The organism is Microbacterium sp. NPDC076768, assembly GCF_040687205.1.
Taxonomy (GTDB): domain Bacteria; phylum Actinomycetota; class Actinomycetes; order Actinomycetales; family Microbacteriaceae; genus Microbacterium.
Map to the genome: position 1 here is coordinate 624802 of NZ_JBFBMU010000002.1, position 14521 is coordinate 639322.

14 protein-coding genes are annotated in these 14521 nt (G+C 62.7%); 10 read left to right on the top strand and 4 right to left on the bottom strand.

Translation table 11 applies throughout. The annotated features are described in order from the left end of the window. Positions 1–129 precede the first annotated feature (129 nt). The 3 genes from AB0O87_RS09400 to AB0O87_RS09410 are packed head-to-tail and all read left to right on the top strand — an operon-like array spanning position 130 to position 3261. A complete protein-coding gene (locus tag AB0O87_RS09400; protein WP_363514607.1) occupies positions 130–1152 on the top strand; it encodes a tripartite tricarboxylate transporter substrate-binding protein in 1023 nt (340 codons plus the stop codon). Continuing rightward, on the top strand, positions 1149–1742 hold the full coding sequence (locus AB0O87_RS09405; protein ID WP_363514610.1) for a tripartite tricarboxylate transporter TctB family protein: 594 nt from the start codon (positions 1149–1151) through the stop codon (positions 1740–1742). Before AB0O87_RS09400 ends, AB0O87_RS09405 begins: the two co-directional genes overlap by 4 nt. 1 nt (position 1743) lies before the next feature. After that, the gene (locus AB0O87_RS09410) at positions 1744–3261 is read left to right on the top strand and encodes a tripartite tricarboxylate transporter permease (protein WP_363514613.1); all 1518 of its coding nucleotides are present in this window, start codon (positions 1744–1746) and stop codon (positions 3259–3261) included. Positions 3262–3315: 54 nt separating this feature from the next. Here AB0O87_RS09410 and AB0O87_RS09415 read toward each other — a convergent pair whose 3' ends face one another. Continuing rightward, the gene (locus AB0O87_RS09415) at positions 3316–4629 is read right to left on the bottom strand and encodes an LLM class flavin-dependent oxidoreductase (protein WP_363514616.1); all 1314 of its coding nucleotides are present in this window, start codon (positions 4627–4629) and stop codon (positions 3316–3318) included. Next, on the bottom strand, positions 4626–5828 hold the full coding sequence (locus AB0O87_RS09420) for a PLP-dependent transferase (protein ID WP_363514618.1): 1203 nt from the start codon (positions 5826–5828) through the stop codon (positions 4626–4628). Before AB0O87_RS09420 ends, AB0O87_RS09415 begins: the two co-directional genes overlap by 4 nt. Before the next feature lie 189 nt (positions 5829–6017). Between AB0O87_RS09420 and leuC the strand changes: the two genes are divergently transcribed. From leuC to AB0O87_RS09450, 6 genes are all read left to right on the top strand, one after another. Then, positions 6018–7484, top strand: coding sequence for a 3-isopropylmalate dehydratase large subunit (gene leuC, locus AB0O87_RS09425; RefSeq protein ID WP_363514621.1), 1467 nt, complete (start codon positions 6018–6020; stop codon positions 7482–7484). After that, positions 7484–8080 carry a 3-isopropylmalate dehydratase small subunit gene (gene leuD, locus AB0O87_RS09430; RefSeq protein WP_363514624.1) on the top strand — a complete coding sequence of 199 codons (597 nt, stop codon included), beginning with the start codon at positions 7484–7486 and terminating at the stop codon, positions 8078–8080. The genes leuC and leuD overlap by 1 nt, the downstream gene beginning before the upstream one ends. A gap of 65 nt (positions 8081–8145) precedes the next feature. Continuing rightward, positions 8146–9513: a UDP-N-acetylglucosamine 1-carboxyvinyltransferase gene (gene murA / locus AB0O87_RS09435; RefSeq protein ID WP_363514627.1), complete on the top strand. Its 1368-nt coding sequence runs from the start codon at positions 8146–8148 to the stop codon at positions 9511–9513. Positions 9514–9518: 5 nt separating this feature from the next. Then, positions 9519–10274 carry a lysophospholipid acyltransferase family protein gene (locus tag AB0O87_RS09440; protein ID WP_363514629.1) on the top strand — a complete coding sequence of 252 codons (756 nt, stop codon included), beginning with the start codon at positions 9519–9521 and terminating at the stop codon, positions 10272–10274. Then, positions 10264–11397: an NAD(P)H-dependent glycerol-3-phosphate dehydrogenase gene (locus tag AB0O87_RS09445; protein ID WP_363514632.1), complete on the top strand. Its 1134-nt coding sequence runs from the start codon at positions 10264–10266 to the stop codon at positions 11395–11397. Before AB0O87_RS09440 ends, AB0O87_RS09445 begins: the two co-directional genes overlap by 11 nt. Beyond that, entirely contained in the window at positions 11303–12385 is a 1083-nt protein-coding gene (locus tag AB0O87_RS09450; protein WP_363514635.1) for a D-alanine--D-alanine ligase family protein, read from the top strand. Before AB0O87_RS09445 ends, AB0O87_RS09450 begins: the two co-directional genes overlap by 95 nt. An 18-nt stretch (positions 12386–12403) precedes the next feature. Here the strand turns inward: AB0O87_RS09450 and AB0O87_RS09455 are convergent, their stop codons facing one another. After that, on the bottom strand, positions 12404–12886 hold the full coding sequence (locus AB0O87_RS09455; RefSeq protein WP_363514638.1) for a DUF3515 domain-containing protein: 483 nt from the start codon (positions 12884–12886) through the stop codon (positions 12404–12406). Between the two features lie 23 nt (positions 12887–12909). Here AB0O87_RS09455 and thiL point away from each other — a divergent pair, with 23 nt between their 5' ends. Next, positions 12910–13905, top strand: a complete 996-nt coding sequence (thiL, locus tag AB0O87_RS09460) for a thiamine-phosphate kinase (protein WP_363514641.1) — start codon at positions 12910–12912, stop codon at positions 13903–13905. Here the strand turns inward: thiL and rsmD are convergent. Next, positions 13875–14492 carry a 16S rRNA (guanine(966)-N(2))-methyltransferase RsmD gene (gene rsmD, locus AB0O87_RS09465; protein ID WP_363514644.1) on the bottom strand — a complete coding sequence of 206 codons (618 nt, stop codon included), beginning with the start codon at positions 14490–14492 and terminating at the stop codon, positions 13875–13877. The two genes, thiL and rsmD, sit on opposite strands and share 31 nt — an antisense overlap. Positions 14493–14521 lie beyond the last annotated feature (29 nt).

Here is a 14521-nt window from a genome sequence, read left to right on the forward strand (position 1 = left end):
ATGGGCGAGCCAACCGGCGGCCGTGCGCACTTATGAGCACAACTCGGCAATCGAGTGCTGTGCACGCCCGCCGCTGACAGTCTAATGACCGTCTTGCGGCGACAACGATGTCCGCACGGAGAGGTAAAGATGAGCGAAAAAGTACCCGACTCTGCGCCAACACAGAAACACGGGCGAACACGCTTCGCTGCGCGGGTCGTTGGCGGCGTATGCGCGGCAGCGATCATCGGTATTGCAAGCTACGGCTCGATCACGTCGGCCGCAGCTGGACAGGATATCCAGGCGTCGATGACCATCATCGCCCCGGCTGCGGCAGGTGGCGGCTGGGATGGCGTCGCGCGCGAGCTGCAGCAGGCGCAGAAGGCCAATGGACTCGTCAACAACGTGCAGGTGGTCAACATGCCTGGTGCGGGCGGAACCATCGCACTCGGCAACGTCGCCATGCTGAACGGCCAACCCAACAACATTCTCGTCGGAGGCACGGGACTGATGGCCGCGACGATTCAGTTCGATTCAGCTGCGACCCTCGACGATGTCACCCCTCTCGCGGTGATTGTCGAGGAATACGACGTGATCGTGGTGCCTGCGGATTCTCCCTACCTCACGCTCCAAGATCTCGTGGATGCGTGGAGGGAAGACCCAAAATCGATTCCGTGGACAGGGGGAGGATCGTTTGACCAGCTCGTGGTCACCGACTTCGCTATCGCCGCCGGTATTGAGCCGATCGATACGACTTACATCTCCTCTGACGGTGGTGGCGAGGCGATCCAGGCGCTTCTTAACGGCACGGCCGACGCAGCAGCTGGTGGCTATCCAGACAACATTGACCAAATCGAGGCAGGCAGACTGCGCGCCCTGGCGCTCGTCGCGAAAGAGCCGGTCGACGGCATCGACATCCCCACGGCGGCCGAGCAGGGGTACGACATCTCGCTCACGAACTGGCGGATGTTGGCCGCCCCCGCTGGGCTCAGCGAGGAAGAGACGAATCAGCTGACCGATCTCGTGCTCGACTCGCTTGCGACGCCGGAGTGGAGCGAAGCAATTGACCGCTACCGGTGGGCCGAGCGAGTGATTACCGGTTCGGACCTCACTGACTTCCTTGCAGCGGAGCAAATCCGCATCGAACAGCTTTACGAGGAGATGGGGCAATGATGTCATCGAACAATCCGACCGCGGCTTCCGCGGTTGTTGGCGAGAAACTGGCACTGGTGCCTGGTTCAGGTTCGGCAGCAACGCTGGTGAAGCAGCTCACGATGCCTGTGTTGCTCATTGGTTTCGGGAGCTACCTGCTCGTAGGAATCTTCACGATGAAGGTGCCTCCGGGAAGCGCGTTTCCTGGGCCGCAGTTCTTTCCCGCCCTCATCACCGCTGGGCTCTTCTTTTTTGCTGCTGTGCTCGGTGTCGGGGCATTCCGAAACCAAAGCACGGGCGCTCGCGTCACCTCTTCGCGCGAGGATGCGGCGAATAACGATGGCGCTTTGACACAGCGAACAGTGCGCGTCGACGGGAAGTCGATGGCGTGGGTTGTGGGTTCCTTTGCAGGATTCGCGTTGCTGTTGAACTTCCTGGGCTGGATTATCGCCGCAGCGCTGCTGTTTTGGTGCATCGCCCGCGGGTTCGGTTCGAGGCGAGCAATCTTGGGCCTCGTTGTCGGGCTCACGATGAGCTCGCTCACTTACATTGCATTCGATATGGCGCTCGGCTTGTCGCTGCCGTCTGGTGTTCTCGGAGGGGGATTCTGAGATGGATACGCTTCAACTTCTCGCCGAAGGATTCGCCGCGGCGCTTACCCCACAGAACCTGCTGTGGGTGTTCATCGGTTGCTTGCTGGGTACTGCGGTAGGCGTCTTGCCAGGACTCGGATCGTCGATGGCTGTCGCGTTGCTCCTGCCGATCACTTTCTCGTTGGAGCCGACTGCCGCGTTCATCATGTTCGCCGGGGTCTACTTCGGCGGCCTCTTCGGTGATTCCACCATGGGCATCCTGATGAACACTCCGGGCCAAGCTTCTGCCATCGCCTCTACTTTTGAGGGACACAAGATGGCTCTCAACGGACGAGCCGCTCAAGCTCTCGCTACCGCGGCTATTGGCGCGTTCATCGGGGGAATCGTCGCCTGCAGTCTGTTGGTCTTTGTTGCTCCAGCGCTCGCTGAGTTTTCGAGCAAGTTCGGGCCGGCGGAGTTCTTTGCTCTTGCCGTGGTCGCGTTCGCCGTCACCTCCTCGGTTGTGACGGATAACGTCGTCAAAGGTCTGACGTCGCTGTTTCTCGGGCTGGGAATCGCCGTCATCGGTGTCGACGGAGTGTCTGGCGCACCGCGCTTCACGATGGACTCTCCGTACCTCTTCGATGGAGTGTCGCTGATTACAGTGACTGTTGCGATCCTCGCGCTCGGTGAAGTGATCTATGTTGCGGGTCTTGAGCGGCATGTAATCGACAAGTCGCTCATCAAGCCGACCGGCCGGCCCTGGCTTTCACGCAAGGAGCTTGCGGAGGCCACGCCTGCGTGGTTGCGCGGAACAGCCATCGGTCTCCCATTTGGCGTCATCCCCGCAGGTGGCGCAGAGATCCCTACGTTCCTTGCCTATGGTTTGGAAAAGCGGCTTGATGCGAAGCGGAAGCCGCCGAGGTTCGGCTCGGGTGCGATTCGTGGATTGGCGGCACCGGAAGCCGCGGGCAACGCGACGACAGGTATGGCGATGGGAGCGCTTCTCGCGCTCGGACTGCCGATCTCAGCCACGGCTGCGATCATGCTCGCTGCGTTCAGACAGTATGGATTGCAGCCAGGACCACTGCTGTTCGAACGGGCACCGGATTTGGTCTGGTCGCTCTTGGCGAGTTTCTTCGTCGCCATGGTCGTACTGCTGATCCTGAACCTGCCTTTCGCCTCACTCTGGGCGAAGCTTCTCTTGATCCCTCGCCCTTTCCTTTACGCGGGGATCACCGTCTTCTGCGGACTAGGTATTTACGCCACCTCTGGGTCGACGTTCGATCTGATGCTGTTATTGGGGATCGGGATCGTCGGCTTCCTGATGCGCGCGCTTGAGTATCCGCTCGCCCCGTTGATCATCGGCATGGTGCTCGGGCCGCTCGCGGAGACCAGCCTGCGTGACGCTGCGATGAGCGCCAACGGCGATTTCACTGTGCTCTTCCAAGGGCCGATCGTGATCACCCTCTACTTGGTGTTGCTGCTCGTTCTCTCCCTGGGCGTGCGTAATCGTGCCGTCGCCAAGAAGCGCGAGAAGTCGCTCGTCACTCAGTAGCGGATGGGCCAGGCAGCGCGCAAAGTGCTGCCTGGCCCGTTCTGCTTTGACACGCTAAAACGCGTGCAGGTTCGCGTGCAGACCGCCGTCGACATACTCACGGCGGAGCAGTCCGCGTCGACGCAGCACCGGCACCAGCTCGTCAAGCGTGCGGTGCAACGTGACAGGGTGAAAGTCACCCCACAACAGCACGCCGTCGTTGCCCCAGTCGCCGAGTTCTTCGACCATGTCGGCGAACTCCTCTGCGGTGCCGACAAAACCGGTGCGATCGCTGATCCGTCCCATTCGGGCAAGGGCTGTCAGATGAGCGCGTAGCGGCGCAGTTTCCCCCCGGTCACCGAGCAGGCGTTGGATGCTTCCTCGCGAGACATGGTCGCCGAAGATCGAGATATCGAGTGGGCGATCGAGATCGAGCGACGTCAGATCAGTCTCGAGATCACTGGATTGCTTTCGTGCAATCTGGACCAGCGCGCTGTCGTCTGGGCGCGCACTTGACGCGACTATGCGATCGGCTTCTTCCGCAGACGGCGTGATCACGGGCTGCACGGCGAACAGGACTTTGATCTCGTCTGGGTGCCGGCCCCGCGCAACTGCTGCCGCATGCACCTTCGCGCGATAGTCCCGGACGGAAGCTTCGTTCAGCGGCGCCAGAGCGAGTTGCACATCTGAATTCGTGCCCGCAAATGCCAGTCCACGAGGTGATCCGCCGGGGGAAACAATCGCCGGATCGCCGTCACTGAAAGGCAGCGCGTTCAAGGGTCCGTCAAATGAGTAGTGCGTCCCGCGGTGGCGCACCGGCCGCAACTTCGATCCCGCAGCGTAGACCCCGGTCGCGCTGTCGGCGATGAGGGCGTCGTCTTCCCAGCTGTGCCAGAGTGCGCGCACTCCGGCGAGCCATTCTTCTGCTCTGTCGTATGCCGCATCGTGACCGAGAGGGGGAGCATCAGAGAAGTGCCTCGCGCTGCCGGTGTCCGTGACGACGTTGAGCCCTAAGCGGTGCCCACTCAAATGCTGCAACGTCGCAAACTGACGCGCAGCCGTATACGGAAGGTAAGCGGCGGGGTTGACCGTGGGGACGACTCCCAGATGCGAAGTCGCGTCAAAGAGTGAAGGCGCCAGCAGAAGCGGGTCGTGCTTTGGTCCACCGAAAGCATGTCGCACTCGAAGATCGATCGTCGACGGCGAACCCAACGACGGAGCGTCTTCAATGATCACCAGATCGAAGCCCGCATGCTCGAGCAGACGGGCGCCCTCGCGATACACCTCAGGGCGAGTCCAGTCGTAGTCCCAGTCCAGCGCAGGCTGGCCCCACCCTTGGGGCCCAAAGCCGCGGGCGAGAAACCATCCGAAGTGCTGCAGCCGGGTCATGCGATCAGCTCTCGTGAGCCCTCAAGAGCACGATCGAGGTCGGCGACGAGGTCTTCAATATCTTCGATGCCGATCGACACTCTCAAGGTTCCCGGATGCACTCCAAGCGTCTGGCGCTCCGCAGCAGTTCTTTGCGTGTGACTGGTCGATGCCGGATGCAACACCAACGATCGAACGTCACCGATATGGGTCATATGGGTGAAGACGCCAACATGCTCGACAAAGTGACGTGCGGCGGCCAGCCCGCCACGCAGCGTGAAGGTGAACACCGAACCGAATCCGACGTCGAACGAGCGGGCGGCCCTCTCATGCGACGGATGTGTGGCGAGCCCGACGTAGTCCACACTTTCGACCGCATCGTGGGTGCTCAGCCATCGTGCGAGCTGCAGCGCCGTCTGAGACTGACGCTCGACGCGGAGTTTCAGCGTTTCGACCCCTTGGCCGATGAGGAACGCATTCAGCGGAGAGGGGGAGGCGCCAAACCGTGGCACGACCGACTCTCGCGCGTAGGCGATTCGCGCCAGAGTATCTCCCACGATCACACCACCCAACACAGAACCGTGCCCGGCGAGAAACTTTGATGCGGAGTGGACCACCATCGCCGCACCGTGTTCGAGTGGTCGCAGCAGCACCGGGGTCGCCAGGGTGTTGTCGATGATCAGGGGAACAGCGAACTCATCCGCAAGTGCGCTGATAGCGGCGACATCGATCACATCGTTGCGTGCGTTGGCCAACGACTCGGCGAAGAATGCGCGAGTGTTCGGACGCACGGCTGCACGCCATGCCTCCGGGCTGTCGATGTCGTCGACAAATGTCGTTTCGATGCCGAATCTGGCCAGGTTCTCCACCAGGAGCCCGCGAGTGCCTTCATAAATGTGCGTCGACGAAACGATGTGATCACCAGCGCCCGCAACGGAGACAAGAGCGGTGGCCACGGCGGCCTGGCCGCTCGCGACAAGAACGGCGTCGGCGCCGCGTTCTAGAGCGGCAAGTTGACGCTCCACCGCCTGCACAGTGGGGTTTCCTGTGCGGGTGTATCCAAAGCCAGCGCCGGTATCGAAGTGATCAGCGGCGTGCTCAAAGTCGGTGAACTCAAATCCAGCGGTCAGATAGATCGGGGTCGCACGAGACGATGCGGTCTCTCGCACTCTGGCGGAATGAAGAGCGCGGGTCGCAAAGCGCGTGGTCTCGACGGTCATGCTGTGCCTCCGGTCGTTCGGCTGGTGAACACAGTGTCATGACGCATCAGGGCACGTCGCGGCGGTGGTAACCTGGCGTCATGCGGACCGTGCTCCTTCTTCTTAGGCGCCGCGACGAGACCTCGTTCTGAGCCCTTTCTCGTCGCGGAGTTCATCGTGGGCCGATCTGCCAGCCACAGGAGACACGTCATGACCACACCCGTAAACGGTGCCGATTCCGCACGCCGCAGAACCCTCGCAGAGAAGGTTTGGGACGACCATCTGGTCGTCAAAGGCGAGAACGGCGAACCGGACCTCATTTATATCGACCTGCACCTGGTGCACGAGGTCACCAGCCCTCAGGCGTTCGATGGACTTCGCAGCGAGGGACGGCCGCTGAGGCGTCTCGATCTCACCATCGCGACAGAAGACCACAACACTCCGACGTGGGATATCGACAAGCCGATTGCCGACTTGACGAGTCGCACGCAGATCGAGACGTTGCGCCGCAACGCCTCGGAATTCGGGGTGCGGCTGCATTCGCTCGGCGATGCGGAGCAGGGCATTGTGCATGTCGTCGGCCCGCAGCTCGGGCTAACCATGCCGGGCATCACGGTGGTCTGTGGCGACTCGCACACCTCGACGCATGGGGCATTTGGTGCCATGGCGTTCGGCATTGGTACCAGCGAGGTCGAGCACGTCATGGCGACGCAGACGCTGCCGCTGAAGCCATTCAAGACGATGGCGATCAACGTCGACGGCACCCTGCGCCCTGGTGTTACGGCCAAAGACATCATCCTCGCGGTTATTGCCAAGATCGGTACAGGCGGCGGTCAGGGCTACGTGCTCGAGTTCCGCGGCAGTGCGATTCGCGCTCTCTCGATGGAGGGGCGCATGACGATTTGCAACATGTCGATCGAGGCCGGCGCCCGCGCGGGTATGGTCGCCCCAGACGAGACAACGTTCGCGTACCTTGAGGGGCGCCCACACGCCCCGAAGGGACAGGACTGGGACGACGCTGTGGCCTACTGGCGCACGCTTCCGACAGACGAGGGCGCGGTGTTCGACGCCGAGGTCTTCATCGATGCCGATGATCTCGAGCCGTTCGTCACCTGGGGCACCAACCCGGGCCAGGGCAGCTCACTGTCGGCCTCCGTTCCCAACCCGGCCGAGATCGCCGACCCGAATGAGCGCGCCGCCGCAGAGCGCGCCCTCGAGTACATGGCCCTTACCCCCGGCACGCCGCTGAAAGCGGTGCCGGTCGATGCCGTCTTCATGGGCTCGTGCACGAATAGCCGCATCGAAGACCTTCGCGCATTCGCCTCGATTATCGAGGGCAAGAAGAAGGCAGACGGCGTGCGAGTGATGGTCGTACCTGGCTCGGCCCGCGTGCGCTTGGAAGCAGAGGCGGAAGGCCTAGACCGCATCATCAAAGACTTCGGGGCGGAGTGGCGATTCGCCGGATGCTCCATGTGTCTCGGAATGAATCCCGACCAGCTTTCGCCGGGGGAGCGGTGTGCCTCGACCTCGAACCGCAACTTCGAAGGTCGGCAAGGAAAGGGCGGGCGCACGCACCTCGTGTCTCCACTGGTGGCAGCCGCAACGGCGATCCGTGGCACCCTGTCGAGTCCCAGCGATCTGACGGACGCGAGCTCCGCAATCCAGGAGGGAAACTGATGGAAAAGTTCACCACTCACACGGGCATTGCTGCCCCGCTGAAGCGTTCGAATGTCGACACCGATCAGATCATTCCTGCGGTGTTCCTCAAGCGGGTAACAAAGACGGGTTTTGAAGACGCGCTGTTCTACGGATGGCGTCAGGATCCCGATTTTGTCCTGAATCAGGCACCATTCCAGGGGGCATCTGTGCTCGTTGCCGGTGCGGACTTCGGTACCGGCTCCAGCCGCGAGCACGCCGTGTGGGCGCTCAGGGACTTCGGTTTCGCTGTGGTGCTGAGTCCGCGATTCGCCGATATTTTCCGTGGAAACGCGGGCAAGCAGGGATTGCTTGCTGCAACGGTCTCCGAAGAAGATATTGAGCGTATCTGGGCGGAGATTGACCGGAATCCCGGGGCACAGGTCACTGTGAACCTTGAGGCGCGCACCGCATCGATCGGTGATGTCCAGGCCGACATCGAGATCGACGATTACACTAGATGGCGGCTCCTCGAAGGGCTCGATGACATCGGGCTCACGCTGCGCAATGAAGACAAGATTGCGCAGTTCGAGGCCCGTCGCGAGTCGTGGCGGCCCCGAACCCTTCCCATTCAGTAACCGGTGGGGGCGGGGGAGCCAGGGGCAACCCGCCCCCGAAATCCGTAAATGAAGTGAGGCTCCGAATGACGACATCTGTGCGCGACGCTCTTCCGGACGGAGTCCCTGCACTCACCGGAGACGTCCTCGCCATTCGAGGCGGACGACCGCTTCGCGGTCGAGTCGACGTCAAGGGTGCAAAGAACCTGGCTACCAAGGCCATGGTCGCGTCTCTCCTTGGGGAGACGGTGAGCACTCTTCGCGACGTGCCAGCGATCAGCGACGTTGCTGTCGTTCGTTCACTGCTAGAGGTTCACGGCGTGCGAGTCTCCGAGGGAGACGAGCCGGGTGCGCTCACCTTCGACCCGAGTGACGTGGAATCCGCTCACTTCGAAGAGATCGACGCCCATGCTGGCGCCTCTCGCATCCCGATTCTGTTCTGTGGCCCGCTGCTGCACCGGCTCAGCCAGGCTTTCATCCCCGACCTCGGCGGCTGCCGCATCGGTGACCGTCCGATCGACTTCCACCTGGATGCGCTACGTAAGTTCGGTGCCGTGGTTGAGAAGCTTCCGAGCGGTATCCGCCTTTCCACCGGCGGAAACCGTCTGCACGGCGCGAACATCCACCTGCCGTACCCGAGCGTCGGCGCGACGGAGCAGGTTCTGCTCACCGCGGTTCGCGCGGAAGGCGTGACGGAGCTCCGCAACGCGGCGATCGAACCCGAGATCATGGACTTGATTGCCGTCCTGCAAAAAATGGGCGCGATCATCTCCTACGAGCCCAACCGCGTCATCGTGATCGAGGGCGTCGAAAAGCTCCGGGGTTACGACCACCGTTCAATCTTCGACCGCAACGAGGCCGCTTCCTGGGCCTCTGCGGCGCTTGCCACTGACGGAGAAATTTTTGTCGGAGGCGCGAAGCAGCAGGAGATGCTGACGTTCCTCAACATCTTCCGCAAGGCTGGCGGTTGGTTTGACATCCAGGAAGACGGCATCCTCTTCCGTCGTGATGGCGAGATCAAGCCCGTCGTTATCGAGACCGACGTGCACCCCGGGTTCATGACCGACTGGCAGCAGCCGCTCGTTGTCGCGCTGACCCAGGCGCACGGTCGTTCCGTGGTGCATGAAACCGTGTACGAGAACCGCATGGGCTTCACCGAGGCGCTCGTCAAGATGGGCGCAGACATCGTTGTGCACCCGAATGGACTGCAAGATGGCCCTCGTCGCGTCCCTCGCCGTGACCTCGAGCAGGCCGCTGTCGTTACCGGACCCACGCCGCTGCACGCTGCCGACATCGTGGTGCCAGACCTTCGTGGTGGGTACAGTCACGTGATTGCCGCATTGACGGCTTCGGGTGAGTCGAAGGTGTCTGGCGTCGACATCCTCAGCCGTGGATACGAGAAGTTCCTCGCCAAGCTGGACGGGCTCGGCGCCGACTTCGACGTCATCAAGTGACGACGATGACTTCCCGATCCGTCGAGAAGACCAGGCCGAGCATTTTCTGGCCGCTCGCCGCTCTGGTCATCCCGGTGGTGTCGTTGATCGCGAAGATTCGCATCAGCGGTGCAGAGAAGCTCCCCAAAGATGGCTCGTTCATCCTTGCGCCGAACCACTATTCAGAGTTCGACCCGATCATCGTCGGTATCGCCGTCTGGCGAAGCGGTCGTGCCCCACGCTTCATGGCGAAGCAGAGCCTCTTTGACGTTCCTGTATTGGGCTGGTTGCTGCGAGCTACCGGGATGATTCCCGTCGCCCGCACTTCTTCGGCGGCTTCGGCCAGACAGACGATGGCGCAATCAGAGAAGCTTGTCGAGCTGGGCCGCGGCGTGATTGTGTACCCCGAGGGCACGCTTACCCGTGATCCCGACCTGTGGCCGATGCGTGGGAAGTCTGGGGCAGTCCGGCTGGCTCTCGCCGACGGTATTCCGTTGGTGCCGATGGCGCACTGGGGCACCCAGGAGATTATGGGGCGCTACCAAAAGGGACTCAGCTTGTGGCCGCTGCGCAAGCCAGTGCAGGTCATCATCGGAGATCCGATTGATGTCAGCGATCTGCGAGGCCGAGCGGGGGAGCCTGCTGCCCTCAACGAGGCGACCAACCGGCTGATGAACGCCATCACGGCTCTTCTCGAAGAGTTGCGCGATGAAAAAGCGCCCGCAGAACGCTGGAACCCCACCACCCACGGACAGAAGGAGACAGGACGCCTTGACTCCTAAGAGAACAGCACCGGCCGGCCCGCGCACCACGGTCATCGGCGCAGGTAGCTGGGGCACCACCTTCGGCAAGATTCTCGCCGATGGTGGAGCGCAGGTGACCATGTGGGCTCGTCGCGCCGAACTGGCGCAAGAGATCAACGAGGCGAAACGTAACTCTCGTTACTTGCCTGGCATAAACCTGCCCCGCACGATGGCGGCGACGCACGACCTAGCGGCGTCGCTTGACGGCGTCGATCAGGTCTATCTCTCTGTTCCGAGTCAGTCGTTGCGCGAGAATCTGAAGGCACTCCGCCCGCTGTTGGAAGACAGCGATTCGAAGATCATCAGTCTGATGAAGGGCGTTGAGCGCGGTTCAGGACTCCGCATGAGCCAGGTGATTCAGCAGGAGCTGCGCTGCGATCCCGATCGCATCGCTGTTGCCTCTGGTCCAAACCTCGCGCTGGAGATCGCGAGAGAGCAGCCAACCGCTGCCGTGATCTCTTCTCGGAGCCAGGAGACCGCTGACACTGTTGCTCGCGCCGCACGCAACAATTACTTCCGCACGTTTGTGAACACGGATGTCATCGGCACCGAGTTCGGCGGCGTGCTGAAGAACCTCATCGCCGTGGCGATCGGCATTGTCGATGGGGTCGGCTACGGAGAAAACACCAAAGCATCCATCATCACCCGAGGCCTTGTGGAGATGACTGACTTTGCGGTGGCAAACGGCGCGCACCCCGAGACGCTCCAGGGACTTGCAGGGCTCGGCGACCTTATCGCTACCTGTCAGTCGCCGCTGAGCCGCAACAACACCGCAGGGCGCCTGCTCGGCCAGGGCTACAGCTTCCAAGACGTGGTGAAGCAGATGCAACAGACCGCGGAGGGACTCGCCTCTGTTGCACCTATCTTGCAGCTGGCGAGCGAGTCAGAGGTCGACATGCCCATCGTCGAGCAAGTGAAGATGGTGCTGGACGGCAAGATGGATCCGCGTGACATTGCACCCCACCTGACGACGGACGACGACACCCCGCAGGGTGAGAGGACCAACCATGGACAAGCAGACGGTGGTGGTGCTCTTCGGCGGGCGCTCCAGCGAGCATTCGATCAGTTCCGCAACGGCGGGGGGCGTGCTGGGAGCAATTGACCGCACCCGCTACGCCGTGATTCCGGTAGGAATCACGCGTGAGGGTGCATTCGTCTTAGAAGACGACGACCCAGCAAAGTTCCCGCTGGATGCGGCACACCTGCCAGAGGTAGTCGACAACGGCACCCGCGTTCTGTGGCCGGAGCCTGGGGGCGATCGCACCCTGCGCGTCGTGCGTCAAGACGGCTCGATAGACAGTTTCGGTGAGATCGATGTGGTGCTTCCCATCCTGCATGGGCCGCACGGCGAAGACGGCACGATCCAGGGCTACTTCGACACACTCGAAGTTCCCTACGCCGGCGGCGGCGTTCTCGACTCTGCGCTGTGCATGGACAAGCACTTCATGAAGATCGCGCTGGAGGCCGCAGGGCTTACGGTCGCCCCCTCCCATACCGTTCGTCGTCGGGACTGGGATCGCGACGCAGAAGCAGTGCGCGTGCGGGCTGCGGAGCTTGGACTTCCCTTGTTTGTGAAACCTGCCCGCGCAGGCTCAAGCGTCGGTGTCTCCAAGGTCGAGGCAGCTTCCGAACTCGATGAAGCTCTGGCTGTGGCATTCGCCGAAGACGACAAAGTACTGATCGAGACCGGTGTAACCGGACGCGAGATCGAGGTTGCTGTTCTGGAGAGCTCTTCAGGTGTCCGCGCGTCGTTGCCAGGCGAGATCGTGCTCACCTCTCGCGGCTTCTACGACTTCGAAGGCAAGTACCTCGGCGGTGACGGGGTAGACATCGTGTGCCCCGCTTCTGTCACGCCCGCAGAACTGGAAGCGATTCAGCAGGCCGGGATCCGCGCGTTTGAGGCGGTCGACGGGCGCGGACTCGCTCGCGTCGATATGTTCCTCACCCCGACTGGAGAGCTTGTGGTGAACGAGCTCAACACGATGCCCGGTTTCACACCGATCTCGATGTTCCCGAAGTGCTGGGTCGCATCGGGACTCACCTACGGCGACCTGATCACCGAAGTCATCGAAGCAGGTCTGCGCCGCTGACAGCGCCGCAGACCTGGGTTAGCTCGCGGGGAACTCCACGCGGTCGGTGCACTGTGCTGTTGCTGGTGCGAGCCCGGACTGGATGTTCGTGGAGATCGTGTCGACGATCGACTGGAAGTCGACCTGCTCGCCACGACGAATGTTCACCTCGATCGCCGGGTCGCGCCCGTAGGTGACGAGTCGCTGACGCTCTTCTTCTTGTTCGAGGACCAGCCAGTCAACGCCGCCCAGTGTGGTGCACACCAACGAGGAAGGCGCTGGCGGTTCTACACCGCAACGAAGCACGATAGTGGGATCGCCCCACGCGCCGGTTGCCTGAGCATCGGTCCACACGCGCTCGTAGTCGCCGACAGAGTCAGGGAGCAAAACGGAGACAGAAGCGCAAGCGGGGTTGTTCGCATCGGCAGCCGGTTCGAGGTGCGTGGTGGCAGAGCATCCGGCGAGCATCGCGGCGAGGGCCACTGCACCCGCGATGAGGGCAAGGCGACGGGAGCGGGGCATGGTTCCAGGCTACCTTTGACAACATGGCCTCCCGACCCGAATCCGACGATCCGTTCCTGGGTGATGTCTCTGAGGGACGCATTTTGCAGGCGATTCTGACCCGAACGCCGCCAGCAACCCACACGCTGATTGGCCCCGGTGACGATGCGGCCGTGATCGCTACTCCGTCTGGGTCGGTTGTGGCGACAACAGACACGCTCGTGCACGGGCCCGATTTTCGGTTGGCCTGGTCCAGCGGCTACGACCTTGGATGGAAGTCGGCCGCGGTGAACCTGGCAGACGTGGCAGCGATGGGAGCACGTCCGACCGCTCTCCTGGTGGCGCTGGCCGTGCCGCGAGACCTGCGCTTGTCATTCGTCGAGCGCGTCGCTGACGGGTTTAGGGATGCATGCTCCGCGCTCGCCCCCGGCTGCGCCGTTGTCGGCGGTGACCTGACTGTCTCCGATGTACTGACGGTGGCGGTGACCGCTTTGGGCGATCTGCAAGGCCGTGACGCGGTGACACGAGGTGGCGCGCGCCCCGGCGATGTCGTGGCGATCGCCGGCGAGCTCGGTCACGCGGCGCACGGCCTCGCTGTGCTGTTCGGACGCTTCCGCGATGGCGAGACTCCCGTTCCCGTCGACACGGCGTTGCTTGAGGCGGGGGAGCGCGCGGCGGTTGCGGCACAGTTACGGCCTTCCCCACCGATTGCGCTGGGTGCAGTGGCAGCGACATCGGGCGCCACGGCGATGATGGATATCTCAGACGGGCTCGCCATCGACGCCCGTCGTCTCGCCGCAGCTTCCGATGTGACAATCGCTTTGGACAGCACAGCGCTCGGTGAGAACCCCGAGCGCTCGATTGCCGGGGGCGAAGACCACGCGCTTCTCGCCACTTTCCCCGAAGGATTCTTGCCACCGGGATTTCGGGTCATCGGAGTGGTGCGCCACCGCGGCGAGGAAGATCTGTTGTGCGACGATCTTCCTGTCGATCTCAGCGGGTGGGATCCCTACCGAGACTGGGATTCCGTCGCCGGCTGATCAGCGGCCGCGGCCTGTTGTTCGGCTGCCAACGGCTCCGCCCACCACAGCATCGTGTCGCCGTATGCCTTTTCACGGAACGCTTCCAGTCCGGCAGCCGCAAACTCCGGCGGTGTGGCGCGGCGGGCACGCTCGATGACGACAACGGCGTCGGTGGAAAGTAGCGGCGCAAGTGCGACGAGGTCAGCGGTCATCGCCGCATCGTCGAGGTCGTAGGGCGGGTCAGAGAAAACCAGATCGAACGGGCCGCTCGCGCGTTGCAAGAACGTATGCACGGCCCCCTCATGCACGCGTGCGGGCGACATGCCGCCCGCCTTCGCCACCACTGCGGCGTTGCGCCGCACGATTGCGGCCGCTTGGCGTCCTCGCTCCACCAAATCTGCGGTTGTCGCCCCGCGGCTGAGTGACTCCAGCCCGAGAGCACCTGAGCCGGCGTAGAGGTCGAGAACCCTGGCGCCTTCGATGACTCCGAAAGATTCGAGGGCGCCGAAAAGTGATTCGCGCACACGGTCGCTCGTGGGGCGCGTCCCGGCACCGGGTACCTCGAGTCTGGCGCCCCTGGCGCTCCCTGCGATGATCCTCGTCACCCGTTCACGATACGACAGGTCAGATGCAG